General features: G+C 69.5%; 31 protein-coding genes and 1 tRNA gene. 8 read left to right on the top strand and 24 right to left on the bottom strand.

Going from position 1 to position 26,541, the window contains the following annotated elements; translation table 11 throughout:
• Positions 1–30: 30 nt before the first annotated feature.
• From CLV49_RS09490 to serS, 10 genes are all read right to left on the bottom strand, one after another.
• Entirely contained in the window at positions 31–1,320 is a 1,290-nt protein-coding gene (locus tag CLV49_RS09490; protein ID WP_106563329.1) for an LCP family protein, read from the bottom strand.
• Between the two features lie 117 nt (positions 1,321–1,437).
• Positions 1,438–1,525, bottom strand: a tRNA-Ser gene (locus CLV49_RS09485).
• Between the two features lie 134 nt (positions 1,526–1,659).
• Positions 1,660–1,950 (bottom strand): GNAT family N-acetyltransferase, encoded by a 291-nt coding sequence (locus tag CLV49_RS09480; RefSeq protein ID WP_106563328.1) that lies wholly within the window; start codon positions 1,948–1,950, stop codon positions 1,660–1,662.
• Between the two features lie 111 nt (positions 1,951–2,061).
• Positions 2,062–2,862, bottom strand: a complete 801-nt coding sequence (locus CLV49_RS09475) for an ABC transporter ATP-binding protein (protein WP_106563327.1) — start codon at positions 2,860–2,862, stop codon at positions 2,062–2,064.
• On the bottom strand, positions 2,859–3,935 hold the full coding sequence (locus CLV49_RS09470; RefSeq protein WP_243696628.1) for a FecCD family ABC transporter permease: 1,077 nt from the start codon (positions 3,933–3,935) through the stop codon (positions 2,859–2,861). Before CLV49_RS09470 ends, CLV49_RS09475 begins: the two co-directional genes overlap by 4 nt.
• A gap of 1 nt (position 3,936) precedes the next feature.
• The gene (locus CLV49_RS09465) at positions 3,937–4,995 is read right to left on the bottom strand and encodes a FecCD family ABC transporter permease (RefSeq protein ID WP_243696629.1); all 1,059 of its coding nucleotides are present in this window, start codon (positions 4,993–4,995) and stop codon (positions 3,937–3,939) included.
• The gene (locus CLV49_RS09460; RefSeq protein WP_106563326.1) at positions 4,992–6,041 is read right to left on the bottom strand and encodes an iron-siderophore ABC transporter substrate-binding protein; all 1,050 of its coding nucleotides are present in this window, start codon (positions 6,039–6,041) and stop codon (positions 4,992–4,994) included. The genes CLV49_RS09465 and CLV49_RS09460 overlap by 4 nt, the downstream gene beginning before the upstream one ends.
• Before the next feature lie 88 nt (positions 6,042–6,129).
• A complete protein-coding gene (locus CLV49_RS09455; RefSeq protein ID WP_106563325.1) occupies positions 6,130–7,134 on the bottom strand; it encodes a hypothetical protein in 1,005 nt (334 codons plus the stop codon).
• Between the two features lie 18 nt (positions 7,135–7,152).
• Positions 7,153–7,965, bottom strand: coding sequence for an HAD family hydrolase (locus CLV49_RS09450; RefSeq protein ID WP_106563324.1), 813 nt, complete (start codon positions 7,963–7,965; stop codon positions 7,153–7,155).
• Complete coding sequence (gene serS, locus CLV49_RS09445) at positions 7,962–9,227, bottom strand: serine--tRNA ligase (RefSeq protein WP_106563323.1); 1,266 nt, start codon at positions 9,225–9,227, stop codon at positions 7,962–7,964. The genes CLV49_RS09450 and serS overlap by 4 nt, the downstream gene beginning before the upstream one ends.
• 35 nt (positions 9,228–9,262) lie before the next feature.
• Here serS and CLV49_RS09440 point away from each other — a divergent pair, with 35 nt between their 5' ends.
• Positions 9,263–10,282: a diacylglycerol/lipid kinase family protein gene (locus tag CLV49_RS09440; protein WP_106563322.1), complete on the top strand. Its 1,020-nt coding sequence runs from the start codon at positions 9,263–9,265 to the stop codon at positions 10,280–10,282.
• On the opposite strand, the gene CLV49_RS09435 is transcribed toward CLV49_RS09440, so the two are convergent.
• On the bottom strand, positions 10,272–10,766 hold the full coding sequence (locus CLV49_RS09435) for a MarR family winged helix-turn-helix transcriptional regulator (RefSeq protein WP_106563321.1): 495 nt from the start codon (positions 10,764–10,766) through the stop codon (positions 10,272–10,274). The genes CLV49_RS09440 and CLV49_RS09435 overlap by 11 nt on opposite strands.
• Before the next feature lie 62 nt (positions 10,767–10,828).
• Between CLV49_RS09435 and CLV49_RS09430 the strand changes: the two genes are divergently transcribed.
• Positions 10,829–11,197: a VOC family protein gene (locus tag CLV49_RS09430; RefSeq protein WP_106563320.1), complete on the top strand. Its 369-nt coding sequence runs from the start codon at positions 10,829–10,831 to the stop codon at positions 11,195–11,197.
• Here the strand turns inward: CLV49_RS09430 and CLV49_RS09425 are convergent.
• The 4 genes from CLV49_RS09425 to pheA are packed head-to-tail and all read right to left on the bottom strand — an operon-like array spanning position 11,145 to position 13,842.
• Complete coding sequence (locus tag CLV49_RS09425) at positions 11,145–11,627, bottom strand: hypothetical protein (protein ID WP_106563319.1); 483 nt, start codon at positions 11,625–11,627, stop codon at positions 11,145–11,147. The genes CLV49_RS09430 and CLV49_RS09425 overlap by 53 nt on opposite strands.
• Complete coding sequence (locus CLV49_RS09420; protein WP_106563318.1) at positions 11,624–12,070, bottom strand: hypothetical protein; 447 nt, start codon at positions 12,068–12,070, stop codon at positions 11,624–11,626. The genes CLV49_RS09425 and CLV49_RS09420 overlap by 4 nt, the downstream gene beginning before the upstream one ends.
• Positions 12,067–12,798 (bottom strand): hypothetical protein, encoded by a 732-nt coding sequence (locus CLV49_RS09415; protein WP_106563317.1) that lies wholly within the window; start codon positions 12,796–12,798, stop codon positions 12,067–12,069. Before CLV49_RS09415 ends, CLV49_RS09420 begins: the two co-directional genes overlap by 4 nt.
• A 39-nt stretch (positions 12,799–12,837) precedes the next feature.
• Complete coding sequence (gene pheA / locus CLV49_RS09410; RefSeq protein WP_106563316.1) at positions 12,838–13,842, bottom strand: prephenate dehydratase; 1,005 nt, start codon at positions 13,840–13,842, stop codon at positions 12,838–12,840.
• Positions 13,843–14,040: 198 nt separating this feature from the next.
• On the opposite strand from pheA, the gene CLV49_RS09405 reads away from it, so the two are divergent.
• Complete coding sequence (locus tag CLV49_RS09405) at positions 14,041–15,060, top strand: acyltransferase family protein (RefSeq protein ID WP_106563315.1); 1,020 nt, start codon at positions 14,041–14,043, stop codon at positions 15,058–15,060.
• A 67-nt stretch (positions 15,061–15,127) separates the two neighbouring features.
• The gene (locus CLV49_RS09400) at positions 15,128–15,832 is read left to right on the top strand and encodes an SGNH/GDSL hydrolase family protein (protein WP_106563314.1); all 705 of its coding nucleotides are present in this window, start codon (positions 15,128–15,130) and stop codon (positions 15,830–15,832) included.
• A 50-nt stretch (positions 15,833–15,882) separates the two neighbouring features.
• Here the strand turns inward: CLV49_RS09400 and CLV49_RS09395 are convergent, their stop codons facing one another.
• Genes CLV49_RS09395 through CLV49_RS09385 form a run of 3 tightly spaced genes read right to left on the bottom strand, consistent with a single transcriptional unit; the run spans position 15,883 to position 17,422 of the window.
• Positions 15,883–16,236 carry a hypothetical protein gene (locus tag CLV49_RS09395; RefSeq protein ID WP_106563313.1) on the bottom strand — a complete coding sequence of 118 codons (354 nt, stop codon included), beginning with the start codon at positions 16,234–16,236 and terminating at the stop codon, positions 15,883–15,885.
• The gene (locus CLV49_RS09390; protein ID WP_106564993.1) at positions 16,233–16,868 is read right to left on the bottom strand and encodes an Asp23/Gls24 family envelope stress response protein; all 636 of its coding nucleotides are present in this window, start codon (positions 16,866–16,868) and stop codon (positions 16,233–16,235) included. The genes CLV49_RS09395 and CLV49_RS09390 overlap by 4 nt, the downstream gene beginning before the upstream one ends.
• Positions 16,865–17,422: an RNA polymerase sigma factor gene (locus CLV49_RS09385; RefSeq protein WP_106563312.1), complete on the bottom strand. Its 558-nt coding sequence runs from the start codon at positions 17,420–17,422 to the stop codon at positions 16,865–16,867. Before CLV49_RS09385 ends, CLV49_RS09390 begins: the two co-directional genes overlap by 4 nt.
• 171 nt (positions 17,423–17,593) lie before the next feature.
• Between CLV49_RS09385 and CLV49_RS09380 the strand changes: the two genes are divergently transcribed.
• Entirely contained in the window at positions 17,594–18,022 is a 429-nt protein-coding gene (locus CLV49_RS09380) for an Asp23/Gls24 family envelope stress response protein (protein WP_106563311.1), read from the top strand.
• A gap of 89 nt (positions 18,023–18,111) precedes the next feature.
• Here CLV49_RS09380 and CLV49_RS09375 read toward each other — a convergent pair whose 3' ends face one another.
• A complete protein-coding gene (locus tag CLV49_RS09375) occupies positions 18,112–18,972 on the bottom strand; it encodes a PhzF family phenazine biosynthesis protein (protein WP_106563310.1) in 861 nt (286 codons plus the stop codon).
• Between the two features lie 118 nt (positions 18,973–19,090).
• Here CLV49_RS09375 and pgm point away from each other — a divergent pair, with 118 nt between their 5' ends.
• On the top strand, positions 19,091–20,707 hold the full coding sequence (gene pgm, locus CLV49_RS09370) for a phosphoglucomutase (alpha-D-glucose-1,6-bisphosphate-dependent) (protein ID WP_106563309.1): 1,617 nt from the start codon (positions 19,091–19,093) through the stop codon (positions 20,705–20,707).
• A 103-nt stretch (positions 20,708–20,810) separates the two neighbouring features.
• Here pgm and CLV49_RS09365 read toward each other — a convergent pair whose 3' ends face one another.
• Positions 20,811–21,689, bottom strand: a complete 879-nt coding sequence (locus tag CLV49_RS09365) for an amidase domain-containing protein (protein WP_243696630.1) — start codon at positions 21,687–21,689, stop codon at positions 20,811–20,813.
• Positions 21,690–21,857: 168 nt separating this feature from the next.
• On the opposite strand from CLV49_RS09365, the gene arfA reads away from it, so the two are divergent.
• Positions 21,858–23,372, top strand: coding sequence for an arabinosylfuranosidase ArfA (arfA, locus tag CLV49_RS09360; RefSeq protein ID WP_106563308.1), 1,515 nt, complete (start codon positions 21,858–21,860; stop codon positions 23,370–23,372).
• A 93-nt stretch (positions 23,373–23,465) separates the two neighbouring features.
• Here arfA and CLV49_RS09355 read toward each other — a convergent pair whose 3' ends face one another.
• The 3 genes from CLV49_RS09355 to CLV49_RS09345 are packed head-to-tail and all read right to left on the bottom strand — an operon-like array spanning position 23,466 to position 25,527.
• Positions 23,466–23,837 (bottom strand): DUF2834 domain-containing protein, encoded by a 372-nt coding sequence (locus CLV49_RS09355; RefSeq protein WP_106563307.1) that lies wholly within the window; start codon positions 23,835–23,837, stop codon positions 23,466–23,468.
• Positions 23,834–24,880, bottom strand: coding sequence for a hypothetical protein (locus CLV49_RS09350; RefSeq protein WP_127054354.1), 1,047 nt, complete (start codon positions 24,878–24,880; stop codon positions 23,834–23,836). The genes CLV49_RS09355 and CLV49_RS09350 overlap by 4 nt, the downstream gene beginning before the upstream one ends.
• Positions 24,877–25,527, bottom strand: coding sequence for a MerR family transcriptional regulator (locus CLV49_RS09345; protein ID WP_106563305.1), 651 nt, complete (start codon positions 25,525–25,527; stop codon positions 24,877–24,879). Before CLV49_RS09345 ends, CLV49_RS09350 begins: the two co-directional genes overlap by 4 nt.
• Before the next feature lie 86 nt (positions 25,528–25,613).
• Here CLV49_RS09345 and CLV49_RS09340 point away from each other — a divergent pair, with 86 nt between their 5' ends.
• The gene (locus CLV49_RS09340; protein ID WP_106563304.1) at positions 25,614–26,114 is read left to right on the top strand and encodes a magnetosome magnetite crystal formation protein family; all 501 of its coding nucleotides are present in this window, start codon (positions 25,614–25,616) and stop codon (positions 26,112–26,114) included.
• A 7-nt stretch (positions 26,115–26,121) separates the two neighbouring features.
• Here the strand turns inward: CLV49_RS09340 and CLV49_RS09335 are convergent, their stop codons facing one another.
• A complete protein-coding gene (locus tag CLV49_RS09335) occupies positions 26,122–26,427 on the bottom strand; it encodes a hypothetical protein (protein WP_106563303.1) in 306 nt (101 codons plus the stop codon).
• Between the last annotated feature and the right edge of the window lie 114 nt (positions 26,428–26,541).

The following is a 26,541-nucleotide window of genomic DNA, read 5'->3' as shown; positions in this document are numbered from 1 at the left end:
GCCGATTTTAGCGTGCGACCGGGCGAAACCTCAGCTGTTGCCCTTCGAGCACGTGTAGTCGCCGGCGGTCTGGCCCTCGATCGTGCTCGGCAGCTCGACCGCATCGCCTCCGTCAGCCGTCGCGGGGGGAGTCGTCGCCGGGGTGCTGGCGGGGTCGGAGGGGTCCGTCGTCTCGGGTGGGGCTGACGTCTCGGTGGCGCCCGGCGCGTTCGGATCGGCGACCGACCCGACACCGGTGGTCCCCGTGAGACTGATCTTCTTGTCGGCCTTGATGGCGTCGAAGAGTTGCTCCGCGGCGGCGGAGAGCGGCAGTACTCCCTGCTGCCCTCCACTCGATCCGTACGCGTTCGGGTACTGCACGAACGCGATCTGCTCGAGCGGGATGTCCTTCATCGCCATGGCGATCGACACCATCGTGTTGAAGTTCTGGAGACTCACCGACAACCGCATGTTGCTCGCCGCCGCCTTCGCGATGCCGAAGAGCTTCGTCGGGTCGGAGAGCGTCTCGGAGCTCTGGAGCGTGCGGACGAGCGACGACAGGAACACCTGCTGGTTGCTGATGCGGCCGAGGTCCGATCCGTCGCCGACGCCGTGGCGGGTGCGGAGGAACTGCAGGGCGGCGGATCCCTGGAGGGTGTGGGTGCCCGCGTCGAGGTAGGTGCCGGTGTACGGGTCGGCGATCGGCTCGGCCACGCAGACGTCCACCCCTCCGACGGCGTTCGACAGAGCGATGACGCCGTTGAACTGCACCTCGGCGGCGAAGGGGATCTTCAATCCGGTGAGCGCCTCGACGGTGAGGACGGTGCACGCGAGACCGCCGTAGGACAGCGTCGTGTTGATCTTCTGGGACGACATGGCGTTGTACGTGCCGGAGCCGTCCTCCTTAGGGCAGGCCGGGATCGGCACGAACATGTCGCGGGGGAACGAGACGACGGTCGCGCTCGAGTGGTCCTCGGAGATGTGGAGGAGCATCGTGACGTCGTTGAGGTTGCCCGTCTCGACGTCCGGGTCGCCGTACGCGTCGCCTTGCCCCTGACGGCTGTCACTGCCGACGAGCAGCAGATTCACTCCGCCCTCGATCGCGTCGATGTTCGGGCTCGACCCGTCCTGCCCGGCGAGGGTGACGGCCGGCTTGACGCTCGCGGCCACGTCCCACAGGGCGTACGCGGCGACGGCCGTTCCGCTCACGAGTACCACGGCGAGCGTCGCGGACACCACCTTGAGAAGCGCCGTGAACGGGTTGCGACCGCGACGTCGCGCGTGACGGGCGACGGTGGGGTCGGTCGTGACGCGACGGGACGTCCGGGGGCTTTCGCTCACAGGGGTGCCTCTCGAATCTTCTCGGGCGCGGTCTCGGGTTCCGGTGATCTCGACGGCCGGAGCGTGGTGCTCGGGCGTCGACGCTGTGGGGGATGGAACCGGTTCACGGACCTCGTGTGGCGGAGGGCGTGGGATTCGAACCCACGAGACATTTCTGCCCACTGGTTTTCAAGACCAGCTCCATCGGCCGCTCGGACAGCCCTCCTGGAGAACGATCGTGCAGGCACGATCGAGACACGAGTGTATCCGATGCGGTTCCCGCGATTCTGTCAGCGCGATCTGTGAGCGTCCTGAAACATCCCCCGGTCTGGGGTAACGCCCGTGCCGCCCACGTCGCCGTCAGCGGGGGGCGAGGAGGTGGGAGCGCTCCGGATGCACGGCGAACCAGTCGGCCACGTACCAGCACATCGGGATGATCGTGCGCCCGCCCGCCTTCTCCACGTCGTCGACGGCATACGCCGTGAGGTCGGCCGCGTACCCGTTGCCGCGGAACGGGAGGTTCGTGAACGCGCGCGTGAACGAGACGGTGCGTCCGTCGTCCCGATAGTCGAGGGCGCTCACGATCACGCCGCCGCGGCGCATCGTGTACCGGGAGGCGTCGCGTTCATTCGCGAACTCGGTCGTCGTCATCCCTCTATTCTCCGCCGAATCCCGCCGCCCTCTCCCCGATGTGCGGACTTTCGTCGCCTCGCCCGCCGGAGGGGCGACGAGAGTCCGCAATTCGTGGAGGGGTTGAAGAGGTCAGAGGGAGTGGTGGCGACCGATCGGGACCACGAGCGGCGTGCCCGTCACCGGGTCGTCGATCACGCGGGACGACATGCCGAAGACGGCCTCGACCGTCTCGGGCGTGACGACCTCGCGGGGGGTGCCCGACGCGAAGATGCGGCCTTCCTTCACGGCGAAGAGGTGGTCGGCGTAGCGAGCGGCGAGATTGAGGTCGTGCAGGACGATCACGATCGTCGTGCCGCGCGAGCGATTCAGGTCGGTGAGCAGGTCGAGGACGTCGACCTGGTGCGACACGTCGAGGAATGTCGTGGGTTCGTCGAGCAGGAGGACATCGGTCTGCTGCGCGAGCGCCATCGAGATCCACACCCGCTGCCGCTGGCCGCCCGAGAGCTCGTCGACGGGGCGTTCGGCGAGCTCGAGGGAGTCCGTGGCTTCGAGCGCCGCGGCGACAGCCAGGTCGTCCTCCGCCGTCCACCGGGCGAAGAGTCCCTGGTGCGGGTATCGCCCACGTCCCACGAGGTCGGCCACGACGATGCCTTCCGGCGCGATCGGCGTCTGCGGCAGCAGCCCCAGCACGGTCGCGACCTTCTTGGTCGGCATCTGCGAGATCGGCGCGCCGTCGAGGAGCACGGCGCCGGAGGTCGGGGCGAGCAGCCGCGCCATCGCGCGGAGCAGCGTCGACTTCCCGCATGCGTTCGCCCCCACGATGATGCTGATGCGCCCGGGCGGGATGACGAGATCGATGGCGTCGAGCACGACGCGTTCGCCGTACGCGACCGTCGCGGCGTCGACGTCGAGGGTGTGGGACTCGGTCACAGGGATCCTCCCGAGCGGTTGGAACGGATGAGCAGGTAGAGGAGGTACGGCGCGCCGATCGCGCCCGTCACGACGCCCACGGGGAACGAGGTGTCGAACGCGAACTGGCCGAGCAGGTCGGCCGTGAGCACGAGCAGCCCGCCGACGAGGCCGGCCGGGATGAGGAGCGAGCGCCCACCGCCGACGAGCCGCGAGGCGATAGGGCCCGAGAGGAACGCGACGAACGCGATCGGGCCCGTCGTGGCCGTCGCGACCCCGGCGAGCGCCACCGCGACCACCACGAGGAGCAGCCGCGTGCGGTCGACCCGCACCCCGAGCGCCGTCGCCGAGTCGTCACCCAATTGCATCGCCGTGAGACGCCTCGTGAGGAGCAGGATGGCGGGGAGCAGAACGAGGAGGCTGATCGCGAGCGGCGGCACGCCGTCCCAAAACGCGCTGTTGAGGCTGCCCGTGAGCCACCGGAGAGCGGCCTGCACCTCGAACGCGTTCGACTTGAGAAGGAGGTAGCTCACGACACTGTCGAGCATCGCCCCCACTCCGATGCCGATGAGGATGAGGCGCGCACCCGAGAGACCGTTGCGGTAGGCGAGCAGGTAGATGACGAGGGCGGTCGCGAGGCCGCACACGACGGCGAGCACCGAGACGCCCGCTCCTCCGAGGCCCAGTACCGTGATGGCGAAGACTGCTGCAGCGCTCGCGCCGGAGGTGATGCCGATCACGTCGGGGCTCGCGAGCGCGTTCCGCAGCATCGTCTGGAAGGTGACGCCCGCGAGTCCGAACGCGATTCCGGCGAGGAGACCGGTGATGGCCCGGGGAAGCCGCAGCGTGCCGACGGTGAACGAGGCACCCGGCACCTGCTCGCCCAGGATCACGCGCACGACCTCGATCGGGGAGTAGAAGGTGTTGCCGACGCTCAGCGTGACGAGGAAGACGATGAGGAGCGCGATCGCGAGGGCCCCCATCACGACTGCCCGGCGGCGGCCGCGCTGACGCCGGGCGGCCCGCAACCGTTCGGACGTGCCGGAGGGAGCGCCGACGGCCGGCGGCGCGTCGATCACGTGTTCGCGGGTCACGTCACAGCTCCTTGAGCTTCTGTCGGCGCACGACGGCGATGAAGACAGGGGCACCGATGAGCGCGGTGATGATGCCGACCTCGATATCGCTCGGCCGCGTCACGACGCGTCCGACGACGTCGGCGAGCAGCAGCAGGAGTCCGCCGAAGCCCACCGAGTACGGCAGGATCCAGCGGTAGTCGCTGCCGACCAGCATGCGGGCGAAGTGGGGAACGACGAGTCCGATGAAGCCGATGGGACCGGCGACGGCTGTCGCCGCACCGCACAGCAGCACGCCGCCGAGTGCCGCGACGGCCCGCGCGGTCTTGATGCGCCCGCCGAGGCCCGTCGCGAGCTCGTCGCCGAGGGCGAGGGCGTCGAGCGACCGGGCGGAGAAGAGGGACAGCGCGGCCCCCACCGCGAGGAACGGCAGGACGGTGCCCATCGCATCCCAGGTCGCTCCGCCGATCCCGCCGATCTGCCAGAACCGGAACACCTGAAGCGCGTCCACTCGCGGCAGCACGATCGCCGAGACGAGGGAGCTGAGCGCCGCCGTCGTCGCGGCACCCGCGAGGGCGAGCTTCAACGGGGTCGCGCCGCCGCGACCGAGGGAGCCGACCGTGTAGACGAAGACAGCACTCGCGGCCGCGCCGGCGAGGGCCAGCCAGATGTAGTCGGTGACCGTCGTCATCCCGAAGAAGGCGATGCCGGTGACGACGAAGAGCGACGCACCGGTGTTGACGCCGAGGATGCCGGGGTCGGCGAGCGGGTTCCTGGTCACGCCCTGCATGATGGCGCCGGAGAGGCCGAGAGCGGCGCCCACGAGCAGGCCGAGGACCGTGCGGGGCACACGCGCACGCACCGCCTCCTCGGCGAGGCCGGTGGCCGACGGGTCGAAGAAGGCGCGCAGGATCTCTTCGAGCGACACCTCCCGCGAGCCGATCGCGACCGACAGGATCGTCACGGCGACGAGCCCGACGAGGCATCCGAGAAGACCGAGCACCCGTCGACGACGGCGGGACGCCGACCGGGACCGCGAGGGTCCGGCCGGCGTCTCGACGTGCGAGGGTGCTGCGATCACGCCGCGTCGTCTGCGTTCTTCGCCGCCGTGGCGAGCATGTCGGTGAGCTCGTCGAGCGACCACGGGATGCTCAGCACCGTCGGCGTGAGCGTCGCCGCGATGGGGAGGCTGTTGTCGAGCACGACGACGGATCCGCTCTTGACGGCGGGCATCTGCGAGAGCAGCGGGTCGGCCTCGAGCATCGGGATGGTCGTGTCGTCGCCGTAGACCACCATGATGTCGACGTCGTCGAAGGTGTCGGCGTTCTCGGCGCTCACCGTGCCGTAGAACTCCGGGTTCTCGTCGGAGAGCGTCTGGAGGCTCTCGGGGATCTCGAGGCCGAAGTCGGTGAGGTAGCTCGTGCGCGAATCGCTCGTGGAGTAGTAGCCGATCGTGCTGTCGCCCGGGGTGAAGTATCCGACCATGGCGGTCTTGCCCTCCAGGGCCGGCTCGTCCGCCACGGCGTCTGCGAGCTGCTGCTCGGTCTCGGCGATGAGCGCGTCGGCCTCATCCGCGAGGCCGAGTGCCGCGCCGTCGAGTTCGGCCATCTCGCGCCACGTGCTGCCCCACGGCTTGTCCGGGTAGGCGATGGTGGGGGCGATCTGCGTGAGCGTGTCGTAGTCCTCCTGCGTGAACCCGCCGTACCCGCCGAGGATCACGTCAGGCGTCGTGTCGGCGACCTGCTCGAAGTTGAGGCCCTGCGTCTCGTCGAAGAGAGCGGGAAGGTCGTCGGTGCCTCCGAGCTCCTCGAGCTTCTCGTAGGTCCAGGGGAGGATCCCGTCGCCGTCGTCGTCGCCGTAGGTCTGCGCCGTCATGCCGACGGGGACCACGCCGAGGGCGAGAGCGACGTCCTGGTTGGCCCACGAGACGGTCGCGACGCGTTCGGGCTTCGCCTCGATCTCCGTCGATCCGAAGACGTGGTCGACGGTGACGGGGAATCCGGCGGAGGAGCCGGATTCCGACGCTCCGTCCGTGGAGCCGCCGGTGCCGCTGGAGCAGGCTGCGAGGCTGAGGGCGCCGGCCGCCGCGAGGGCGATGACGGAGAGGGTTCTGCGAGAAGAGCGCACGGAAGTCCTTCGGAAGAAGCGGTGGGATTAGGCATGCCTATCCTAAGGGCATCCCCTGGGCATCCGAAAGTCCAACCGGAGGCCGGGCCTACGCGCGGGGTTCTCGACCCCGCTCCCGGGCCTCCCCCACGAAGTACCCGTACGGGCCGCCGGCCGCCCTGTCGATCTTCTGTGCGGCCCCGAGATGGAGGCTGCTGTGCGCCTGATCGGCGACGTGAGGGAGCATCATCGTGCCCGGGATCATCGAACGCACCCAATCGGGGTCGAGCACACCCGGCGTGCGCTCGGCGATGGTCGCCAGCGCGACGTCGCGCTCTCGGAGCAGTGCGTCGCGCACGGCGGGGTCGACCCGCCGCCATGCCTGCTCCACCTCGACCACGGCGCGCTCGAGCTCCTGCCGCACCACCGAGAGGCGGAGCGTGTCGACGTCGTCGTCGTCGATCGGCGCGGCGCCCGCGAGGCGCCGCCGCCACACGCTCACCACGACCGCGAGGACCAGGAGCGCCACGCCGGTCACCGCGGTGACCGACCACCAGACGGGAGTCGTCGAACCCCACGTGGCGGGACGCAGCGGCAGAGCGGCAGCCGAGCCGAGCGCGGCGATCGCGGAGATCCAGAGCGGCCCCGACACGAGGCGGCTCGGTCGACCCATGGTCGTCGGGAAGAGGAGCGATCCCCCGAGGCACAGCAGGGCCACCACGGAGGAGATCCCGGAGACCACCGCAGCCGTGGAGGCGGGGAGGGGCGGCGTACTTCCCTTCGAGAACCCCAGTGCCACGAGGACCGACGCGACGACGGTCGCGCCCCCGAGGAATCCGAGGACGCGCAGGCTCGCCCTCCAGCTCGCCGGGCGCACCGCGTCACGCGCGTCGGGCCGCTCGGCGAGCAGAGCGTCCTGCCTCTCCTCCCAGGCCTCCCGCGCTGCCCGCCGGAGCTTCGACCGGATCGCGTCCGCCTGCGCTCCGAAGGAAGGGAACCAGGAGATCACCCCGACGTCGACGACCTCCTCGATCGGCGTGTCGATCGTCCCGCGCGCCCGCTCCCCGAGCTCTCGCCCGGCGCCGACCGGTATCTCGGGGGTCTCGCGGGACATCGAACGGGGCGATACCGATCAGCGGGCGAGGTGCTCGCGCAGCGCGAAGGCGAGCCCGTTCTCCGTGATGGGCGCCGTGCGGGTGTTCGCCGCCGCGAGCACCTCGTCGGGCGCCTGTCCCATCGCCACCGCGGTGCCCCCGCCGGCGACGGCCCACTCGAACATCTCGATGTCGTTGCGACCGTCACCCGCGACGAGCACTCGATCGCTCGGAATGTCGAGAGCCTCGCGCACGTGCTCGAGCGCCGTCGACTTGTTCACGCCTTGCGGCGCGATGTCGAGCCACGCCGTCCACCCGATCGAGTACGCCACCTGGTGCAGCCCCATCCGCTCGACGCTCTCGAGGAACTCCTGCTCGTCCTGGCCGGGCGACACGACGACGACACGCATGACCGGCTCGTCGTACAACCGCTCGAACGGCACCTTCTCGGCGTTGTCGAGGGTCCAGTCGACCATGCCCTCGGTGTACTTCCGGAAGCCGTCCGGCAGCTCCACCATGTAGCGGCCGTCGTCGAGGCTCGCGTGGATGGTCTCGAGCACGGGACGGGCGTCGAAGGTCTCGATGAGGTGGCGCCTGTAGCCGGACTCCTCGGCCGCGTCGCGCTTCATCACGAGCGCGCCGTTCGCGCACACGACGTACTCGGGCTCGAGGCCGAGCATCTCGAGCACGGGGTGCGTGGAGTCCCAGCTGCGCCCGGTCGCGAGAGTCACGATGTCGCCGCCGGTCGCCGCCGCGCGGACGGCGTCGCGCACCTCGTCGGCGAGCGAACCGTCCTCGCCGAGAACCGTGCCGTCCACGTCGAGGGCGACGAGCCGCGTCTCCCCGCTCATCGGGCGGGCACCGCGACCTCGAGGCCGCCCAGGTACGGGCGGAGCACCTCGGGGATGACGACGGAACCGTCCTCCTGCTGGTGAGTCTCGAGGATCGCGACGAGCCAACGGGTGGTGGCGAGCGTGCCGTTGAGCGTGGCGACGGGACTCGTCCTCCCCTCCTCGCCGCGGAAGCGGATGCCGAGGCGACGCGCCTGGAACGTGGTGCAGTTGGACGTGGACGTGAGCTCGCGGTACGCGTCCTGTGTGGGGACCCAGGCCTCCACGTCGAACTTGCGCGCTGCGCTCGACCCGAGATCGCCGGCCGCCGTGTCGATCACGCGGTACGACAGGCCGAGGTCCGTCATCATGCGCTCCTGGTACCCGAGGAGGCGCTCGTGCTCGGCCTCCGCGTCCTCCGGGGTCGTGTGGACGAACATCTCGAGCTTGTTGAACTGGTGCACGCGGATGATGCCGCGGGTGTCCTTGCCGTACGAACCGGCCTCGCGCCGGTAGCACGTCGACCAGCCGGCGTAGCGGAGCGCACCCTTCTCCAGGTCGAGGATCTCGTCGGCGTGGTAGCCGGCGAGCGCGACCTCGCTCGTGCCCGTGAGGTACAGCTCGTCGTCTGGCAGGTAGTAGATCTCGTCGGCGTGGGCGCCGAGGAATCCGGTGCCCTCCATGATCTCGGGCTTCACGAGGGTGGGCGTGATGAGAGGGATGAAGCCCGCCTCGAGCGCACGGTCGAGCGCGAGGTTCATGAGGGCCAACTCGAGGCGCGCACCGATTCCCTTGAGGAAGTAGAAGCGCGCACCCGACACCTTGGTGCCGCGCGTCATGTCGATCGCATCGAGGATCTCGCCGATCTCGAGGTGGTCGCGGGGCTCGAAGTCGAACGTGGGCCGGTCCCCGACCTCGCGGAGCGTGACGAAGTCGTCCTCCCCGCCCGGCGGGACGCCGTCGATGACGATGTTCTGGATCTGCTTCATCGCCTCGGCGAAACGGGCATCGGCCTCGTTCTGCTCCTGCTGCGCGGCCTTGACCTGCTCAGAGAGACCCTTGGCCTGAGCGACGAGCTCGGCCTTCTCCTCCTTGGGAGCCTGGGCGACGCGCTTACCGTGCGCGTTCTGCTCGGCGCGGAGCGTCTCGAAGCGGGTGATCGCCGCGCGCTTCGCGGAGTCGGCCTCGAGGGCCGAGGAGACGGCCTCGACGGAGGCACCACGTGCCTCCTGTGAGCGGCGGACGAGGTCGGGATTCTCACGGAGGAGTACGGGATCGATCACAGGGTCCAGTCTATGCGGCGGGGTAGGTTGTCCCCATGGGAGCTGCGGAGTCGAGATGGGCCGCGGTCGTCTACAACCCCGTGAAGATCGACGTCGATGCGCTCCGTCCGATCGTGGAGCTCGCAGCCGTCGCCGAGGGGTGGGGCGACACGCGCTGGGTGGAGACGAGCATCGAGGACCCGGGCGCCGGGGTCACGGCCGCGCTCGTGGCCGACGGCGCGTCGATGGTCTTCGCCGCCGGCGGCGACGGCACCGTGCGCTCGGTCGCCGAGGCGCTCGCGGGCACCGGGGTGCCGCTCGCGATCCTGCCATCGGGAACCGGCAACCTCCTAGCCCGGAACCTCGACCTGGCACTGTCGGACGTGTCCCACAGCGTCACCCACGCATTCACCGGGACGACGCGGAACATCGACATCGGCGAGGTCCGCATTGAGCGGAAGGACGGTTCCGTCGACACCCACGGCTTCCTCGTGATGGCGGGCGTCGGCATCGACGCGCGCATCATGGCGAGCACGAACCCCGCTCTCAAGAAGGCCGTCGGCTGGCTCGCCTACGTGGACGCCGGCCTCCGCGCGATCCCCACGTCGCAGCCGTTCCGCGTCCGGTATCGCCTCGAGGGGCGACACGAGCACAGCGCCCACGTCTCCACCGTCATCGTGGGCAACTGCGGGCTCCTGCCCGGCGGGATCGAACTCCTCCCGGACGCGAGTGTCGACGACGGTCTCCTCGACATCGCCGTCCTCCAGCCGAAGGGCCTCTGGGGATGGGTGCAGGTGTGGCGCAAGGTCACGTGGCAGAACCGCGCGCTCAAGAGATCGAGCATCGGACGCCAGATCATCAAGGCGAGAGCGCGCGGCGTCCAGTCGAAGACGATCACCTACCTGCGGAGCTCCGGCGTGCTCCTGTCGCTCGACGAACCGAACGAGGTCGAGCTCGACGGCGATGACTTTGGCATGGGCCGCTCCGTCCGCTTCACGACACGGCCGGGCGCTCTCGGCGTCCGTGTCCCGGCGCCGGTCACCGCACGGGCGCCCCATCGGATCGCTACTCGCTGACCTCGGGCTCGCTGACCTCGGGCTCACCGACCTCGGGCTCGTCGCCCCGCAGGGAGCGGACCATGCTGCGGAGCGCGTCGAAGGCCTGAGCCTGCTGATCCGGCGTCATGCCGCGCAGCATCCGGAGTTCGACGGCTCGGACGGCCGCCGTCGCCACCTCGAGCCGCTGACGGCCGAGCGGGGTGAGCCGTGTGGGCAGCACCTTCCCGACGCGCGCCTCCTCCGGTCTCGTCACGTAGCCGTCCCGCTCGAGCGCCTGCAGCAAGACGTTCATCGACTGGCGCGTCACGAAGGCCCCGCGCGCGAGCTCGGAGTTCGACAGCCCTGGCCGCTGGGACAGCAGTTCGAGGCACGAGTAGTGCGTCACGGTCATGCCGAGCGGACGCAGCGCCGCCTCCATCGCGACGCGGAGGGCGCTCGACGCCTCCTTCAGGAGGTATCCGAGCGACGTCTCCAGATCGATTCCCGCGCCGTCTTGACTCATGTCAGTATTCTGACATAGATTGATCCGTGTCAGAAAACTGACACGACGAAAGGACTCTCGACATGCCGGTCACCGGACCCGACTTCATCTCCCTCCAGACCTCCGATCTCGATGCCTCGCAGGCGTTCTACGAGAAGTACCTCGGACTCGTGCGCTCCCCCGCCGGCCCTCCCCACGCCGTGGTCTTCACGACGACGCCGATCGCCTTCGCGTTGCGCGACATCGTGCCAGGCACGGACATCGCGTCCACGCCTCAGCCCGGTATCGGCGCGGCGATCTGGCTGCACGCCACCGACGTGCAGGCGATCCACGACGCACTCGCGGCCGACGGTCACACCATCGTGTCGGAGCCCATCGACGGTCCGTTCGGCCGCACCTTCACGTTCGCCGACCCGGACGGCTACCACGTGACCCTGCACGACCGCGCGTAACGGCGATGCGGGGGCGGCGCGGCGACCAGCGCGAGGCGGCGACGAGCGTGACGGTGATCGCCAGCGCGCCGCCCATGGCGAGCGGCGCCGTCACCATACGCGGTGACCACGGCACGAGCGGGGTGGGGAAGACGTTCCCGGTACGGAACGCTCCGTAGCCCACGGACACGCTCGCCTCGCTCCCGGTGATGACGAACACCGGCATCGCGTCGTACATGAGCGATTCCGTCACCGCGTCCCGGACGATGTGCGGCTGGCTCCAGAAGTTCCGCGTGTAGTCCGCTGCCACGCTCTGGGTGGCTGCGACCCGGTCGGCCTGCTCGTACGCCACGGCGACGCGCGCTCGGGCGTCGAGCAGCACGATCGCGATGCCGCCCAGAACCAGGGCGGCCACGACGATCCCGACCGCCAACGGGCGGAGGCGGTTCATTCCGTTCCCGGCACCGAACGCCGTCGCGGAGTCCACCCGGCCGCACCGATGAGGAGGACGGTCATGAGGAGCACACCACCGGCCGCGATCGGGATGACGAGCATGCGCGGAGCCCACGGCCGCTGCAGCGGAATGATCGAGAAGATGCCGCCGAACGCCCCGTAGCTCACGTTCACGTAGTCGTCCCCGCCCTGGGTGAAAGCCGCAGGCATCGGCCCGTCGTTCGCGAGGGAGTCCGCGAGCAGGGTCCGCAGCATGGGCGCCCGCGGGCCCACATCGTATCCCTGCTCCTCCTCGTAGAAGTCGGCGACGTCGGTGACCGCCTGCGCAGCCGCGGCCATGCGCGCGTTCGCGTCCACCACGACGAGAGCCGAGCCGCCCACCATGAGCAGCACCGCGAGCGCCCCGAGCGCGAGGAGGAGGCGACGCCGAACCCGGATCATCGCTCGTCCGGTCCGCGTCCGTCCGGCTCGCCGTCCGGCCGCACCGGCGCCTTCGCCGCGGGGCGCCACCGCACGGCGACGAACACGAGGACGGCGAGGATGGCCGCGATGCCGAGGATGAACAGCAGCGGGCCGATCGACCACCCGATCTGCATGGAAACGAGTTCGGCCGTCGGGTCGGGTGTGTCCTCCGTACCCGACGTCTCCCCGTAGATCACGCCGCTCTGCGCGAAGTCGACGTAGATCGTCTCGAGGGCGGCGCGGAACATCTGGAAGCCGACGAGCGCGAGCACGGCCCCGCCGATGACGAGGCCCAGGAGGTACGGGTTCTTCCACGGCGGGATGGACGCGGCGCGCTCATCCTCGACACGCGTCGTCGACGCGTCGTTCCCGGCCGTCACGACGACGGTCTGGCCGTCGGTCCCGTCCTCGTCGCCCGGCGACTCGTCGACGAGCTCGGCGAAGGGCGACCACGCGGGCGGCTCGATCCGCTGGGGCGCCCGTGCCGTGTCCGGGGCCGGCTCGGGACGCCGTTCCGGTGCATGCTCCGCTCGCTCGCGACGCGTGGCGCCCGGCGGGGCGAAGAGCTCATCGTCCACGGCACGCCGCGCGCGCGAGCGTCGGCTGTCCGGTTCGCTCGGGGGGCGGCCACCGCCGTGCACGGCGGGGTCGTAGCCGCGCTGGTAGATCGGGTCGTGCCGGGGGTCGAGGTCCTGCGACTCTGCCATGGGCCTTCCTCTCTTCCTACGTGTCTCGTTCGGCGCCGACTACGAGGCGGCCGGGTTCGACGCGCCCTGCGGGGTCGAGCCGAGGCGCGGAGGCACGTCGGGTTCCCCGCTCACGATCGCGCGCAACCAGTCGCGGGCATCGATGAACACGTCGTCGTCGTAGCGCGGGTCGAAGCTCACACGCACGCCGTCGGCCCGGGGGTAGGAGCCGAGGAAGACGACGCTCGGGCTGAAACGGCGGACGCCGAGCATGGCGTCGGCCACGCGTTCATCGAGGATGTGCCCATCGGCATCGATGATGAACCGGTACCGCCCGAGCTCGTCGCCGATGGGACGCGACTCGAGGAGGCTCATGTTGACGCCGCGCGTGGAGAACTGCTCCAGGAGTTCGAGGAGGGCTCCCGCACGGTCGACCGGCAGCTCGGCGACGAGGCTCGTCTTGTCGGCGCCCGTGGGGCGCGGGAGCTCCCGGGTGGTGGAGACGAGCACGAAGCGCGTGACGGCGTTGGGGTTGTCGATGATGCCGGTGGCGACCGTCTCGAGCGCGTAGTGGTCGACGATCGTGGGGGGCGCGACAGCCGCGTCCGCGAGCTCGTTCTCGAGCAGGCTCGCGGCGGCCTGCACGTTGCTCGACGCAGGGATGTGGGCGTGGCCGGGCAAGGCGCGGTCGAGCCAACCGCGGCACTGCGCATAGGCCACCGGGTGAGCCGTGACGACCCGGACGTCCTCGAGCCGCGTCCCCGGGCGTACGACGAGGACGAAGCCCACGTGAACGAGGTACTCGCCGATGATCCGCAGACCCGGCATGGTCGACAGCGCGTCCTGCGCGACGGAGACGCCCCCCTCGATCGAGTTCTCGATCGCGATCATCGCCGCGGTGCTGCGCCCGCTCACCACGTCGTCGAGCGCCTCGCCCACGTTGTTGACCGACCGCCACTCCTGGCCGCGCGCCTCCTCGACCTGAGCGAGCGCGGCCTCCGTGAACGTCCCGCGCGGCCCCAGATAGCTGTAACGACGGGGTTCGGGCGCTGGGGCTGTCGACATAGGGGAAGCCTAACCACTACCCCCGACGACCACCTCACGCCGTCGTCCACCCCTCTGACCAGAACGCGCCCACGCGGGCATCGATATTGATATCGTCAGCCGCATGACCGATCCCGTCCACGGAGAAGACGTCGGCCGCCCCCGCCCCGCCGTCCCCGTCGTCCGTTCCGCGCGCCCGAACGCCGGAACCGTGTCTGCATGACCGCCCCGCTCACCGAGAGCGGCTCGGCGAGGACCGGAGATCGGCTGCGATGGGTCGACGTGACGCGCGGCCTCGCCGTCCTGCTCGTCGTGTTCTATCACGTCGTCATCGCACTCAAGGTCGCCGACGTCGACGCACCGACGTGGGCCGTGGTGCTGAACGACGCGCTCGCGCCGTTCCGCATCCCCACCCTCATGTTCTGCTCGGGTCTGCTCCTGGCCCGATCGCTCAAGAAGCCCCCTCGCCAGTATCTCGTCGGGAAGCTCCGGCACATCGGGTGGCCGTGGCTCGTCTGGACGGCCGTCATCGTCGGTTTCCTGTGGTTCGGCAGCTCCGTCGCGGGAGACGGCAACTACGGCCCCGAGCGGCTCGTGGAGCTCGTCCTCTCCCCCACCACCTACACGTGGTACCTGGCGTACCTGCTCGCCTTCTACGTGGTGGCCCTCGTCGTTCCGGCCGTCGTGCGCACCGCGGCGATCCCGCTCCTGCTCATCGCGAGCATGCTCCTGAATGACGGCGACGGGTGGACCCGTGTCACCTTCCTCCTGGCCTTCTTCTTCCTCGGCGACGTCGCCGCACGGTACAGGGTTCGCTTCGAGGGTCTCGCGAGGCGCCCGGTCGTCTTCGTGATCGCCGCCCTCGCCGCCGTCGGCACGGCCGTCGCATCGACGCAGCTGCCCGGTCTGCGCTACGACCTCGTGGCCGCTGTCGGTGTCGTCGGGCTCGTCCTGGTCGCCGTGCCGCTCGGCGGATGGGTCGCCACCACCGTTGTCGGCCGCGGCCTCGCCGCCATGGGTCGCGACTCGATCGTGTACTACACGACGCACTGGATCGTCGTGACCCTCTCCGTCCACATCCTCGGCCGCGTCGGACTCGACCAGAGCACTCTGATGGTGATCGTCCTGCTCGTCCTCGGTCTGGCCGTGCCGTGGGCCATGGCATGGCTCTCGCACCGGTCGCGCATCGTATCGGCCCTGTACTCCTGGCCGGCGCGGCGACAGCGGACCGTCGCCTGACCGGACGGCGGAGCGGCGACATCCGCCCGGGCGGCCGTTCCGAACGCCGGGCATGGAACGATCAGGTATGAGCCGCCGCATCCGTCACACCATCGCAGCCGTCGGCGCCCTCGTGCTCGGCGGGTCCCTCGCCGCCTGCTCGACCGCACCGAGCGCCGAGAGCACGGCGGTTCCGGAGGGGGACGGTCCGGTCGTCGCGTTTTACGGCGACTCGTACACCCTCGGCACCGGGGCGAGCGATTACACGAAGCGCTGGTCGACGGTGATCTCCGAGCAGCGCGGGTGGCGCGAGGTGAACCCGAGCGTCAACGGCCTCGGGTTCATCAATCATCGGAACGCGTTCGGTGAGGGGAGCGGCGACCTTCCCGACATCGTGATCGCGGCGGAGCCCGACATCGTCTTCGTGACGATGGGCCTGAACGACAACTTCAGCTATGCGAGCTCGGCCGACCGCATCCACGAACAGATCACCGCCGATCTCACGCGGCTCCACGATGCCCTGCCCGACGCGCGCTTCATCGTGGTGGAGCCGTTCTGGTACACCGCCGAGCGGCCCGAGTCGCTCGCCGTGATCAGCGGCTGGGTCGAGGAGGCCGCAGCCGAGATCGACGCGGACTACATCCCCGGTGCGAGCCGCTGGCTCGACGGGCACTACGCGGAGTCGGCCGACAGCTGGATGGCCTCAGACGGGCTCCACCCGGACGACACGGGCTATGCCCACATGGCCGAGGAGATGGACGCCGCCCTCGCCGCCCTCACCCCACCCCTCTGACCCCAAAAAGATCGCGATACAGCACGGAACCACGTGGTGTATCTCCGTCTTTATGGGGTGAGAGTGGGGGTCGGGGTCTCGATGTGGGAGACGGTCACGCGCACGTCGAGGGCACCCTCGATCGGCGTTCCGGTCAGGTGGGCTCGCACGGCGTCGCCCACCGCGCGCAGCGTCAGGGGCACGGGGAATGTGGACAGCACGCCCACCGCGACCTCCACACGCAGCCCGGCGTCTCCGGTGCGCGTGAGCGACACCTTCGCGGGAGCCGAGTCGTCTGCGGCCGTCGCGTTGGCGACGGCGAGACCCACCGTACGATGGAGCGGCCCGGCGGGGTAGACGCCCACCACTCCGGGAACCGCGGCCACGACCGTGGTCAGTTCTCTGGACAGCTCGAGATCGCTCACCGTGGGTCCTCCGTGCTCGCCGTCCGCCTCGTGTGGACGTCCTGGATGGTCACGTCGATGGACGTCACCTGAAGCTCCGTGTGCTCGCGAAGGGTGTCACCGATCACGACACGCATCTCGCGCGCCAACTCGAGCAGGTTGCGTCCGAAGACGCCCGATGCCGTCACGTCGATCGAGATCGGCACGCCCGGAACGTTCACGTCGCCGTCGAGACGCACACGGCCGACGATCGCGCCGCCCACGCCGTCGCCGGCCGCGCGGATGAGTCCGCGCACGGATCCCTCGGTGATCGAGAGGTGCACATCGGGGTCGACGCTCGTGATCGGGATGTCCCGACCGGCGCGCGCCTCCCTGCTGATGTTGTCCATCACGTTCTTGATCCACTTGTCGTCGCGCTCGCGGTCCTCGACCGCCTCGGCCTCGAGCATCTCCCACGTCGCAGAACGGAGTCGCCCTAGCGCATCGAGCGCGATGAGGCAGCCGGGCGAGTTCTCGATGTCCGGGTTGCGCGGCGTCCGGCCTGCGTCGAGATAGTCGGACAGCTCCTCGACGGTGTGGCCGTCGAGAGCCTCCGGATCGAGGCCGCCGAGCACCTCCTCCGGGCCCGCCTCCGCCCCCTGGTCGTCCCTCATCGCCATTCCTCCATGTCTTTGAGCAAGGTGCGCCGTGCACGGGAGAGCAGGCCCCGCACCGTCGACACCGGCAGATCGAGCTCCTCCGCGATGTCGGCGTATGACACGCCACCGACCTCCTTGAGCACCCAGCACTCGCGCTGTTCGGCGGGGAGCCGACCGAGCGCTTGCGCGAGGGCATGCATCTGCATGCTCATCTCGACCTGACGCTCCGGGGTGTTCTGTGCAGGACCCGGTGCGTCCCAGTCGTCGATGTCGCGGTGGTACTTCCGTCGTCGGATGCGCTCGATCGCCTTGTTGGAGACCAACCGCATGAGCCAGGATCTCACGACGGTCACGTCGGCGAGCTCGGCCACGTGGTTCCACGCGTTGATGAACGACTCCTGCACGACGTCGTCGGCTTCGTCGTTCGAACCGAGCACCTTCACCGCGTAGGCCCGGAGCATCGGGCCGTATCGACGCATGAGGGCTTCGAAGGCCACGGCGTCGCCGTCCGCGGCACGCGCAGCGAGGATGCCGTCGGAGGCGTCGGAGAGGGGAGATCTCGCGTCCATCCCGACCCTTCCTCGCCCCGAACGACGGACTCCCCGGAAAAAAATTCGGGAATCCGCGTGACGAAACCGTCCGTCGGCTCGTCTCTGTAGTGACTATCGCACAACGCGACGAGACCCCATACGGGCAGCCACCCGGGCGCCCGCAGCTTGACAAACAGAAGGAGAAGGACCATGGCGAACAGCACGACGACCACGACGACCGACCTCACCGAGGCGGGAACCGGAACGGGCAAGACGGTCATCGTCGATGGTGTCGTCGCCAAGGTCGCCGGCATCGCCGCGGCCGAGGTTCCCGGCGTCTTCGCGCTCGGCGGCGGCGTGAGCCGCGCGATCGGCGCGATCCGCGACGCCATCAACCAGACGGACAAGGCGCAGGGCGTCTCGGTCGAGGTGGGCGAGACCCAGGCGGCCGTCGACATCACCCTCGTGGCCGAGTACCCCGTCTCCCTCCAGAAGGTGGCGAACGACGTCCGCGATGCCGTCACTACCGCGATCGAGCAGATCGTCGGCCTCGAGGTGACCGAGGTGAACGTGACCGTCAACGACGTGCACCTGCCGTCGGACGACGCGGACGAGTCCGCCGAGGCTCGCGTCCAGTAACGCACCCCACAGACTGCCCGCCCGGGACCCCCCCTCATCCCGGGCGGGCTTTTCCCTGCCCGGCAGGTCGCGATCTCGCGGGAGCGGGATCAGACCGCGATCGGCGTCGCCGTTCCCATGACCACGATCCCGCCGGAGGCGGGGACGTCGACGAGGAGGACGCTCGGGCGCCCCACGTGCCTCCCCTGGTGCACGACCATGCGACCCGGCACCTCGATGGCCCTGTGTTCCCGGACGTAGGCGCCGAGCGCGGCGGCGGCCGATCCGGTGGCCGGGTCCTCCGTGATCGTGCCGACGGGGAAGAGGTTGCGCGTCTCGAACTCACCCGACGCCGTCTCGACGGCCGTCGTCACCGTGCCCGTCCAGCCCTGCTCGTCCATGAGCGTCCGCATGTCGTTCGGGTCGAATCGGAAGTCGTCGAACGTGGCGGCGTCCGCGAAGACGAGCACGGGGTGACGGTTGCCGGCGAAGGCGATGCGCGGCGGCAGGTCGCGACGCACGTCGTCGCGCCCGACGCCGAGCAGGTCGAGCAGTCGGTCGAGCACGTCGTCCCCCATCGGACCGACCCACGGTTCCACGCTCGTGAACGAGGCCCAGACCACCCCGTCCACCTCTCGGGTGTCGATGAGCACCTCGCCGACGGGAGTGTCGAAGGCCAGGACCCCCGCACCGTCACGCTGCGCGAGCGCGACGGCCGTCGCCACGGTCGCGTGACCGCAGAACGGCACCTCGGCGATCGGCGAGAAGTACCGGAGCGAGTGTCGCCGTGGCCCGTCGCCCGCAGACGAGGCCGTGACGAAGGCCGTCTCGGCGTAGCCGACCTCGGCGGCGATCCGCTGCATCGCTGCGGCGTCGAGCTCGCCGGCCACGAGGACGACTCCTGCCGGGTTCCCTCCCGTCGGAGCGGCGGCGAAGGCGGACAGGCGGAGTACGACGGGCGCATCGGTCATGCACAGATCCTCCCAGCGACGGCCCCCCGCGGGCATATCCGATCGCGGACAGGTGGCCCTCCCCAGTCCACTCGGCAACCTCTGGTCGCGCATCGGGCGGCCCTGCCAGAATGAGCGCATGACCGACCGCGCCGGAACACCCGCAACCGAATCCGATCTCGTCGACCTCGACGCTCTGCACGAGGCCTACTACTCGCTCAAGCCGGACGTCTCCGTGCCCGAGCAGCGCGTCGTCTTCGGCACGAGCGGCCACCGCGGCTCCTCCCTGTCGACCTCGTTCAACGAGGACCACATCGCCGCGACCACCCAGGCGATCGTGGAGTACCGCGCGGGCCAGGGCATCACCGGCCCCCTCTTCATCGGCGCCGACACCCATGCATTGAGCCGTCCAGCACTCACGACGGCCCTCGAGGTGCTCGTCGGCAACGGCGTGCGCGTGCTCGTCGACGAGTTCGACGACTTCGTGCCCACGCCGGCACTCAGCCACGCGATCCTCGCCTACAACAACGCCGGCCACGACGACGAGGCCGACGGCATCGTCGTGACGCCGAGCCACAACCCGCCGCAGGACGGCGGCTTCAAGTACAACCCGCCGCACGGTGGACCCGCCGACTCCGACGCCACGTCGTGGATCGCGAACCGAGCGAACGAGCTCATCGCCGACGGCCTCCGCGACGTGAAGGAGGCGGAGCCGTCCGCCGTCGAGACGTACGACTTCCGCACCGCCTACGTGAACGACCTCGCCAACATCATCGACGTGGACGCCATCCGTGCCGCCGGCCTGCACATCGGCGCCGACCCGCTCGGCGGCGCGAGCGTGCACTACTGGCAGGCGATCGCCGACACCTATGGCCTCGACCTCACCGTCGTGAACCCCGACGTCGACCCCACGTGGCGCTTCATGACGCTCGACTGGGACGGCAAGATCCGTATGGATCCGTCGTCGGCCAACGCGATGTCGTCGGTGCTCGCCCACCGCGACGAGTACGACATCCTCACCGGTAACGACGCGGACGCGGACCGTCACGGCATCGTGACGCCAGACGGCGGCCTCATGAACCCCAACCACTACCTGGCTGTCGCCATCCAGTACCTCTACGCCAATCGCCCCGACTGGAAGGACGACGCCGCGATCGGCAAGACGCTCGTCTCGTCGAGCATGATCGATCGGGTAGCCGAGTCGCTCGGGCGCCGCCTGTGGGAGGTCCCGGTGGGCTTCAAGTGGTTCGTGCCCGGCCTCGTCGACGGTTCCGTCGGCTTCGGCGGCGAGGAGAGCGCCGGTGCGAGCTTCCTCCGTTTCGACGGCACCGTGTGGACCACCGACAAGGACGGCATCCTGCTGTGCCTGCTCGCGTCGGAGATCACCGCGAAGACCGGCAAGACCCCGTCGCAGCTCTACACGGAACTCACCGAGCAGTTCGGAACGCCGGCGTACGAGCGGATCGACGCGGCGGCCTCGAAGGAGCAGAAGGCGAAGCTCGGCAAGCTCGACGGCGATGCGATCACCGCGACGGAGCTCGCGGGCGAGCCGATCATCGCGAAGCTCTCGGCCGCTCCGGGCAACGGCGCGGCCGTCGGCGGGCTCAAGGTCGTGACGGAGAACGCGTGGTTCGCGGCTCGCCCGTCCGGCACGGAGGACGTCTACAAGATCTACGCCGAGTCGTTCAAGGGCCCGGAGCACCTGAAGCAGGTCCAGGCCGAGGCGAAGCAGATCGTCGACGCCGCCATCGCCTGACCCACCCCACCCCACCCCACCCCACCCCACCCCAAAAAGATTGCGATACGGCCCGAAATTTGGTGCCGTATCGCAATCTTTTTGGGGTGAGGGGGCGAGGAGGTCAGGGGACCGAGTAGTACCAGACCGTCGAATCCGGGTGGTCGATGGTGATGGCGTCGTCGACGTCGCGGAAGTCGCGGTTCTCGTTGTGGCCGGCCACCTTGATCTCCAGACCGTTCTCGCCCTGGACGATGTCGGACACGATCATGACGTGGTCGGGATTGCCGTTGAAGTTCCAGTCGAAGAAGGCGATGTCGCCCACCTTCAACTTGTCGCGCTGGGTGTCGTCGAGCTTCGTGAGACCGAGACTCGTGTCGCTCTGGAGCCAGTCCTCGAGGGCGGGGGCGTAGACCCACGCGCGCGTTCCCTGACCGTTGCTGCTCGACCAGGTGGAGTTCATCTGCCACCCACGGGCCAGCAGCGTCTGCGAGACGAAGTTGGCGCAGTCGCCGCCCGACGGGTTGTAGTCGCCGTACGCCGTGTTGTAGTTCTCCCAGTGGGTGAGTGCGTAGCCGAGCTGCTTGTCGACCGGGGTGAGGGCCGAATAGGTGTAGGTGCTCGTCCCCAGCGCGGGAACCTGCTGGTCGCCCACGAACACCGTGATATCGGCGGTCGTCGGCTGGTAGTCGGCCGTGCGCGGGACGGCGGCTGTGACCCGCGTGTCGTCCACCACGGTGACATCGGTGGCGGGCCTGTCGCCCACGAGCACCTCGGTGACCTCCGACAGTCCGATGCCCGTGATGGCGATCTCGCCTCCGCCGCTCACCGGGCCCTCGGGCGCGTCGACGTCGGCGACGAGGCTCGCTTCGACCGAGACCGGTTGGTAGGCCTTCGGCTCCGGCGCCGTGGTGCAGCCCGACAGCACCAGCCCGGCCACGACGGCGACCGCTCCCGCGAGGAGGGTCGATCGACGGGCGCGAATGGAAAGTGGTGCGGTCACGACGGGCTCATCCTCAAAGATCTGGGGTTCCTCCATGGTACGGGCCGACCCGGTGAGCACCCCGACAGCCACGGCGGCCTGGGGACGGAACCACCCAGCGATTCACCCTCCCGGAATCCTTCCGGACCTCCTAAGGTGGGATTACAACGATGTAACCGGGAGACGCACATGGCCAACGCACGACTGATCTTCGACCCTCGCCGTCCCGTGGGCGCCGTGAACCGACGCGTCTTCGGCTCGTTCATCGAGCACTTGGGACGCGCCGTCTACGACGGACTCCACGAGCCCGGGCACCCCACGGCCGACGCCGACGGCTTCCGCGAGGACGTGAAGGATCTGGTCCGCGAGCTGGGCGTGAGCGCCATCCGCTACCCCGGCGGCAACTTCGTGTCCGGCTTCCGCTGGGAAGACAGCGTCGGTCCGAAAGAGGAGCGTCCGAAGCGCCTCGACCTCGCCTGGCACTCGACGGAGACCAACGAGGTCGGCCTCCACGAGTTCGCGTCATGGCTGGACGACGTCGGCAGCGAGCTCATGCTCGCCGTGAACCTCGGAACCCGCGGCACCCTGGAGGCCATCGATCTCCTCGAGTACTCGAACGTCGCAGCGGGCTCGGCCCTCGCCGACAGGCGCGTCGCCAACGGACGCACCTCGCCCTTCGGCGTGAAGATGTGGTGCCTCGGCAACGAGATGGACGGCCCGTGGCAGCTGGGCCACCGCTCCGCCGACGACTACGGCAAGCTCGCCGCGCAGACGGCGAAGGGCATGCGCATGCTCGACCCGTCGCTCGAACTCGTCGTGTGCGGGTCGTCCGGTCGCGGCATGGCGACGTTCGGCGAGTGGGAGAGGGTCGTCCTGAACCACGCCTACGACGACGTCGACTACATCTCCTGCCACGCCTATTACGCGGAGAAGGACGGCGACCTCGGCAGTTTCCTCGCCTCAGCGATCGACATGGACACCTTCATCGACGACGTCGTCACCACGATCGATCACGTGAAGGCCGTGAAGCGCAGCGACCACGTCGTGAACATCTCCTTCGACGAGTGGAACGTGTGGGACATCGCCCGCTACGAGACGGTCGACAAGATCGAGGGCATCGACAACTGGCCGGTCGCACCGCGACTTCTCGAGGACGCCTACACCGTGGCGGACGCCGTGGTGGTGGGCAACCTGCTCATCTCGCTCCTCCGTCGCGCGGACCGCGTGACGAGTGCGTCGCTCGCGCAGCTCGTCAACGTGATCGCGCCGATCATGACCGAACCCGGTGGCATCGCGTGGAAGCAGACGACCTTCTTCCCGTTCGCCGTCACGTCGGCGCTCGCGACGGGCGAGAGCGTTCCCACTCGCGTCGACTGCGACACGTACGAGACGAAGGAGTTCGGTGACGCTCCGCTCGTCGACGCGGTCACGACGGTGGACGAGGAGCTGGGACGGGCGAGCGTGTTCGTGGTGAACCGGTCGCAGACGGAGAGTGTGCGCCTGGCGATTCCGCTCGGTGAGTTCGGCACCGTCTCCGAGGCGACGGCTCAGACGCTTTCGGACGACGATCCCTACGCCGTGAACACCCTCGAGAACCCGGAGCGCGTCGGGCTCGCGACGAACGAGTCGATCCGGATCGAGGACGGCGAGGTCGTCATCGATCTTCCGCCGATCTCGTGGACCGCGATCTCCCTCACCCGCTGAGCGGACCGACGGGTGACGGCCGGTCGCTTCGCGGCCGTCCTTCACCCGCCTCATCCCTCAGCCGGCTCACGGAACGTAGGCGGCCTCAGGCGGTCAAGGCTGCCGGCTCTCGCCTCGCGCCGACAGGGCGCGCTCGCGGAACGCGAGGAAGAGGGGGAACGCGAAGGCGAGGGCGACGAGCGGGGCGGCGAGGACGAAGAGCCAGATCCGTTTCATCCGGAGCCGGCGGCCCTCGACGATCATGAAGATCACCGCGGCCACCGCCACCACGAGTAGATCGGTCGTGAGCGACGACACCGCCGGGCCGCCCTGGAACCAGTCGCCGAGGAAGTCGCGCTCCTCGAGGATCGCGATCACGTTGTAGGTCCACGTGCCCACGAGTCCGACGATCGCGAGCGCCAGGTAGAGGAGGGCGCGGGGCGTCCAGCGGGCTCGGGCAGTCCCGGCCCCGACCTCGGCGCTCATCGCCGGACCCCCGCCTCGGTACCGGCGGCGGGCATTCCGCCGTCGGGCGAATCCGCCCGTCCTGCGCCCCGGGCCAGCGAGACGACGACACCGGCGACCACCGCGACCACGAGACCGACGGTCACCGCGATGGTCGACGTATCCGGCGCCACGATCGACTGCCCGCGCAGCGCCTGCCACGTCACGATCGCCACGAGTCCGGCGATACCGACAGCGGCCGTGAGCACGAGTCGGAAACGGACGGCACCGAGGCGCAGGACCGGCACGCGGCCGGCGAGCAGTTCGAGCCCGATCACGAGGAGCGGGAGCGCCTGCAGCGCATGCATCCCGATGAAGTGCGGCACCCGCAGGTCGCCGCCCTCGGTGCTCCACCCGAGGAGCGGAAGTCCGGCACCGCCGTCCGCGACACCGACGGCGTGCGCACCGGCGACGCCCTGGAAGTCGTTCAGCTGCTCCGACGTGGGACTCGTCATGAGGAACGCGAGTCCCATCCCGATGAGCCCGATCACGAGACCGGCGCGGATGGCGAGCGATCGTGCAGGGTCGCCCAGCGGCGCCCGGAAGAGGACCACGGCGACGACGACGGTGACGAGCCACACCACGACGATCGACACCGCCATGAGAGCCCACGCGGCCGTCGCGAGCGGCGTCGAGACGTTGAAGTGGCTCGTCGTGTTCGAGAGCACAGCCCCCACGATCACGACCATCTCGAGGAGGAGCGCCACCACGACGACACCCCCGAGGAGCGAGAGCAGACGCCGAGCACGCGAGGCCAGGCCGATCATCCACGCGAGAGTCACGGCGTAAAGGGCGATCGAGAGGGCGAACTTGAGCGGCTTCGCCCAGGCGGGCTGACCGAGGATCTCGCGCGGGTCGACGACGAGGCCGACGACGCAGACCACGGCGAAGACCGCCGAGGCGATGGCCAGTGCGAGCAGCGGACGATGGAGACGCGCGGCCGACCACACGACGGGCGGGGGCGGCGATGCCGCAGGCGGATCGAGACGAGAGCGGGTGGAGCGGGACGGGGCGAGACGGGTCACGAGGGGTTCTCCTGTTCGGAGGCACGGAACGACGGGGGCGTGGGGAAGCGACGCTCCCCCTCGGTCGCCTGCGCGATGCGCCGCAGGGACTGGAAGACGACGTCGCCGAGGGCCGTGCCGACGGCGACGAGACGCGCTTGGGACGCCGGGTCGGGACGGCGTTCGAGTTCGTCGAAGTCGGCGCTCGCGACCATGGCGGCCGCTTCCGCGTAGCGCTCCAACCACGCCGAGCTGATGGGCTCGCCGGCCGCCACGAACGTGTCGAGGGCGTTCGCCGCCACGTCGGCGGCCGGGTGGCCGACCATCTCGGAGTGGATCACGCGACGCACCTGATCCGTGGCCCCCGTCGACGGCGCCCCTCCGCCGCTCGAGCCCGTGAGCGGAACGGCGGACTGCGCGACACCGAACGCCTCGTTGACGGGGATGCCCGCGTCGAGCGCTGCGGTGATGGCCTTCACTCCGGCGACGCTCACACCCGCGGAATCGATCAGGCCGCGGATGAGACGCAGGCGCGCCAGGTGCGCGTCACCGTAGGTCGCTCGGTTGGGGCCGTCGGATTCGCCCGGCGCGAGCACGCCCTCGCGGATGTAGTACTTGATCGAGGCGACACTCACGCCCGAAAGACGGCTGAGTTCCGAGATGCGCATGCAGATAGCGTAGCTATCGGATAGCGTCACTGTCCACTACGGATCCGCGCCCGTAGACTTGGGGGAGATCCCGGAAGGACATCCCCGTGAGCACACCCCCGCCCCCTGCACCGCAGCAGCCCTGGCAGCAGCCACAACCGAACGGGATACAGCCGACTGCCGGTCGGGAGATCCCGCCGCCCGGATTCAAGGGCACGGGCGCGTGGGCGCTCGGGTTCCTCGCCTACATCCCGATCCCATTCTTCGCGCAGTTCGTGACGGGCCTGATCATGGCCGGCGTCTACCCCACGCACAAGAAGCGTGGTCCGATCGCGCGCGCCAACGCGCGCAACGCCGCGAACTGGGGACTGACCTACGCGATCCTCACGGTGGTGTTCATCGGCCTCGCGATCGTCTTCGCGATGATCGTCTCCAACGACGGCTCGACGAACGGACCGAGCTCCCTCACCGCGCTGCCGTTCATCCCGATCTCGCTGTGGCTCGTGCTCGGGCTGGTGCACGTGGTGGTCACCATCGTCGGCACCGTGAAGGCGTCGAAGGGCGAGGTGTTCCGCTTCCCTCTCGCGATCCGGTTCATCGCGGAGTAGGAAGAGGTCAGGCCGCGAGGGACTCGCGGCTGCCGTCGATCACTCGCGCCAGCTCGCGGCCGAGGAGGATCGCGCCGAGGCGCTCGCTGCTGAGCGCGAGTCGAGCGATGCGCACGTCCTCGTCGGTGACGGCCCACGGGAAGTCGTCGCCCAGGTAGCCGATCGTCTCCGCGGGGAGGCGGCAGAGAAGGCGGTCAGCCTTCTGCTCGGTCTCCCAGAGCGCGTCGAAGTCGACGTCGACCGCCGAGATGCCGGCGAACTCGATGGCGTCGGATTCGATGGTGTCGTGGATGTCGATGGTGTCGGTGAGCATGATGGCCTCGTCTCTTCGGGTGAGCTTCTATCCGATGAGATGCGCTCGCGTGGAATTCATGACGCGGGTTCCGGAAGAATTCGACGAACATCCTCGCCCGCCTGGAGAGCGACT

Origin of the sequence: Labedella gwakjiensis, from assembly GCF_003014675.1 — a bacterium.
GTDB classification, from domain to species: Bacteria; Actinomycetota; Actinomycetes; order Actinomycetales; family Microbacteriaceae; genus Labedella; species Labedella gwakjiensis.
The sequence above is the reverse complement of the archived record's forward strand: the minus strand, read 5'-3'. Positions and strand labels throughout refer to the sequence as shown.

Excerpts from the sequence above, each read along its gene's own strand:
- CLV49_RS09400 (WP_106563314.1), top strand. The coding sequence starts at position 15,128 with ATGAGCCGCCGCATCCGTCACACCATCGCAGCCGTCGGCGCCCTCGTG.
- CLV49_RS09390 (WP_106564993.1), bottom strand. The coding sequence starts at position 16,868 with ATGAGGGACGACCAGGGGGCGGAGGCGGGCCCGGAGGAGGTGCTCGGC.
- CLV49_RS09355 (WP_106563307.1), bottom strand. The coding sequence starts at position 23,837 with ATGAGCGCCGAGGTCGGGGCCGGGACTGCCCGAGCCCGCTGGACGCCC.
- CLV49_RS09455 (WP_106563325.1), bottom strand. The coding sequence starts at position 7,134 with ATGTCCCGCGAGACCCCCGAGATACCGGTCGGCGCCGGGCGAGAGCTC.
- CLV49_RS09375 (WP_106563310.1), bottom strand. The coding sequence starts at position 18,972 with ATGACCGATGCGCCCGTCGTACTCCGCCTGTCCGCCTTCGCCGCCGCT.
- CLV49_RS09430 (WP_106563320.1), top strand. The coding sequence starts at position 10,829 with ATGCCGGTCACCGGACCCGACTTCATCTCCCTCCAGACCTCCGATCTC.
- CLV49_RS09335 (WP_106563303.1), bottom strand. The coding sequence starts at position 26,427 with ATGCTCACCGACACCATCGACATCCACGACACCATCGAATCCGACGCC.
- CLV49_RS09380 (WP_106563311.1), top strand. The coding sequence starts at position 17,594 with ATGGCGAACAGCACGACGACCACGACGACCGACCTCACCGAGGCGGGA.
- arfA (WP_106563308.1), top strand. The coding sequence starts at position 21,858 with ATGGCCAACGCACGACTGATCTTCGACCCTCGCCGTCCCGTGGGCGCC.
- CLV49_RS09480 (WP_106563328.1), bottom strand. The coding sequence starts at position 1,950 with ATGACGACGACCGAGTTCGCGAATGAACGCGACGCCTCCCGGTACACG.
- CLV49_RS09385 (WP_106563312.1), bottom strand. The coding sequence starts at position 17,422 with ATGGACGCGAGATCTCCCCTCTCCGACGCCTCCGACGGCATCCTCGCT.
- CLV49_RS09420 (WP_106563318.1), bottom strand. The coding sequence starts at position 12,070 with ATGATCCGGGTTCGGCGTCGCCTCCTCCTCGCGCTCGGGGCGCTCGCG.
- CLV49_RS09415 (WP_106563317.1), bottom strand. The coding sequence starts at position 12,798 with ATGGCAGAGTCGCAGGACCTCGACCCCCGGCACGACCCGATCTACCAG.
- CLV49_RS09345 (WP_106563305.1), bottom strand. The coding sequence starts at position 25,527 with ATGCGCATCTCGGAACTCAGCCGTCTTTCGGGCGTGAGTGTCGCCTCG.
- pgm (WP_106563309.1), top strand. The coding sequence starts at position 19,091 with ATGACCGACCGCGCCGGAACACCCGCAACCGAATCCGATCTCGTCGAC.
- CLV49_RS09405 (WP_106563315.1), top strand. The coding sequence starts at position 14,041 with ATGACCGCCCCGCTCACCGAGAGCGGCTCGGCGAGGACCGGAGATCGG.
- CLV49_RS09425 (WP_106563319.1), bottom strand. The coding sequence starts at position 11,627 with ATGAACCGCCTCCGCCCGTTGGCGGTCGGGATCGTCGTGGCCGCCCTG.
- CLV49_RS09450 (WP_106563324.1), bottom strand. The coding sequence starts at position 7,965 with ATGAGCGGGGAGACGCGGCTCGTCGCCCTCGACGTGGACGGCACGGTT.
- CLV49_RS09440 (WP_106563322.1), top strand. The coding sequence starts at position 9,263 with ATGGGAGCTGCGGAGTCGAGATGGGCCGCGGTCGTCTACAACCCCGTG.
- CLV49_RS09435 (WP_106563321.1), bottom strand. The coding sequence starts at position 10,766 with ATGAGTCAAGACGGCGCGGGAATCGATCTGGAGACGTCGCTCGGATAC.
- pheA (WP_106563316.1), bottom strand. The coding sequence starts at position 13,842 with ATGTCGACAGCCCCAGCGCCCGAACCCCGTCGTTACAGCTATCTGGGG.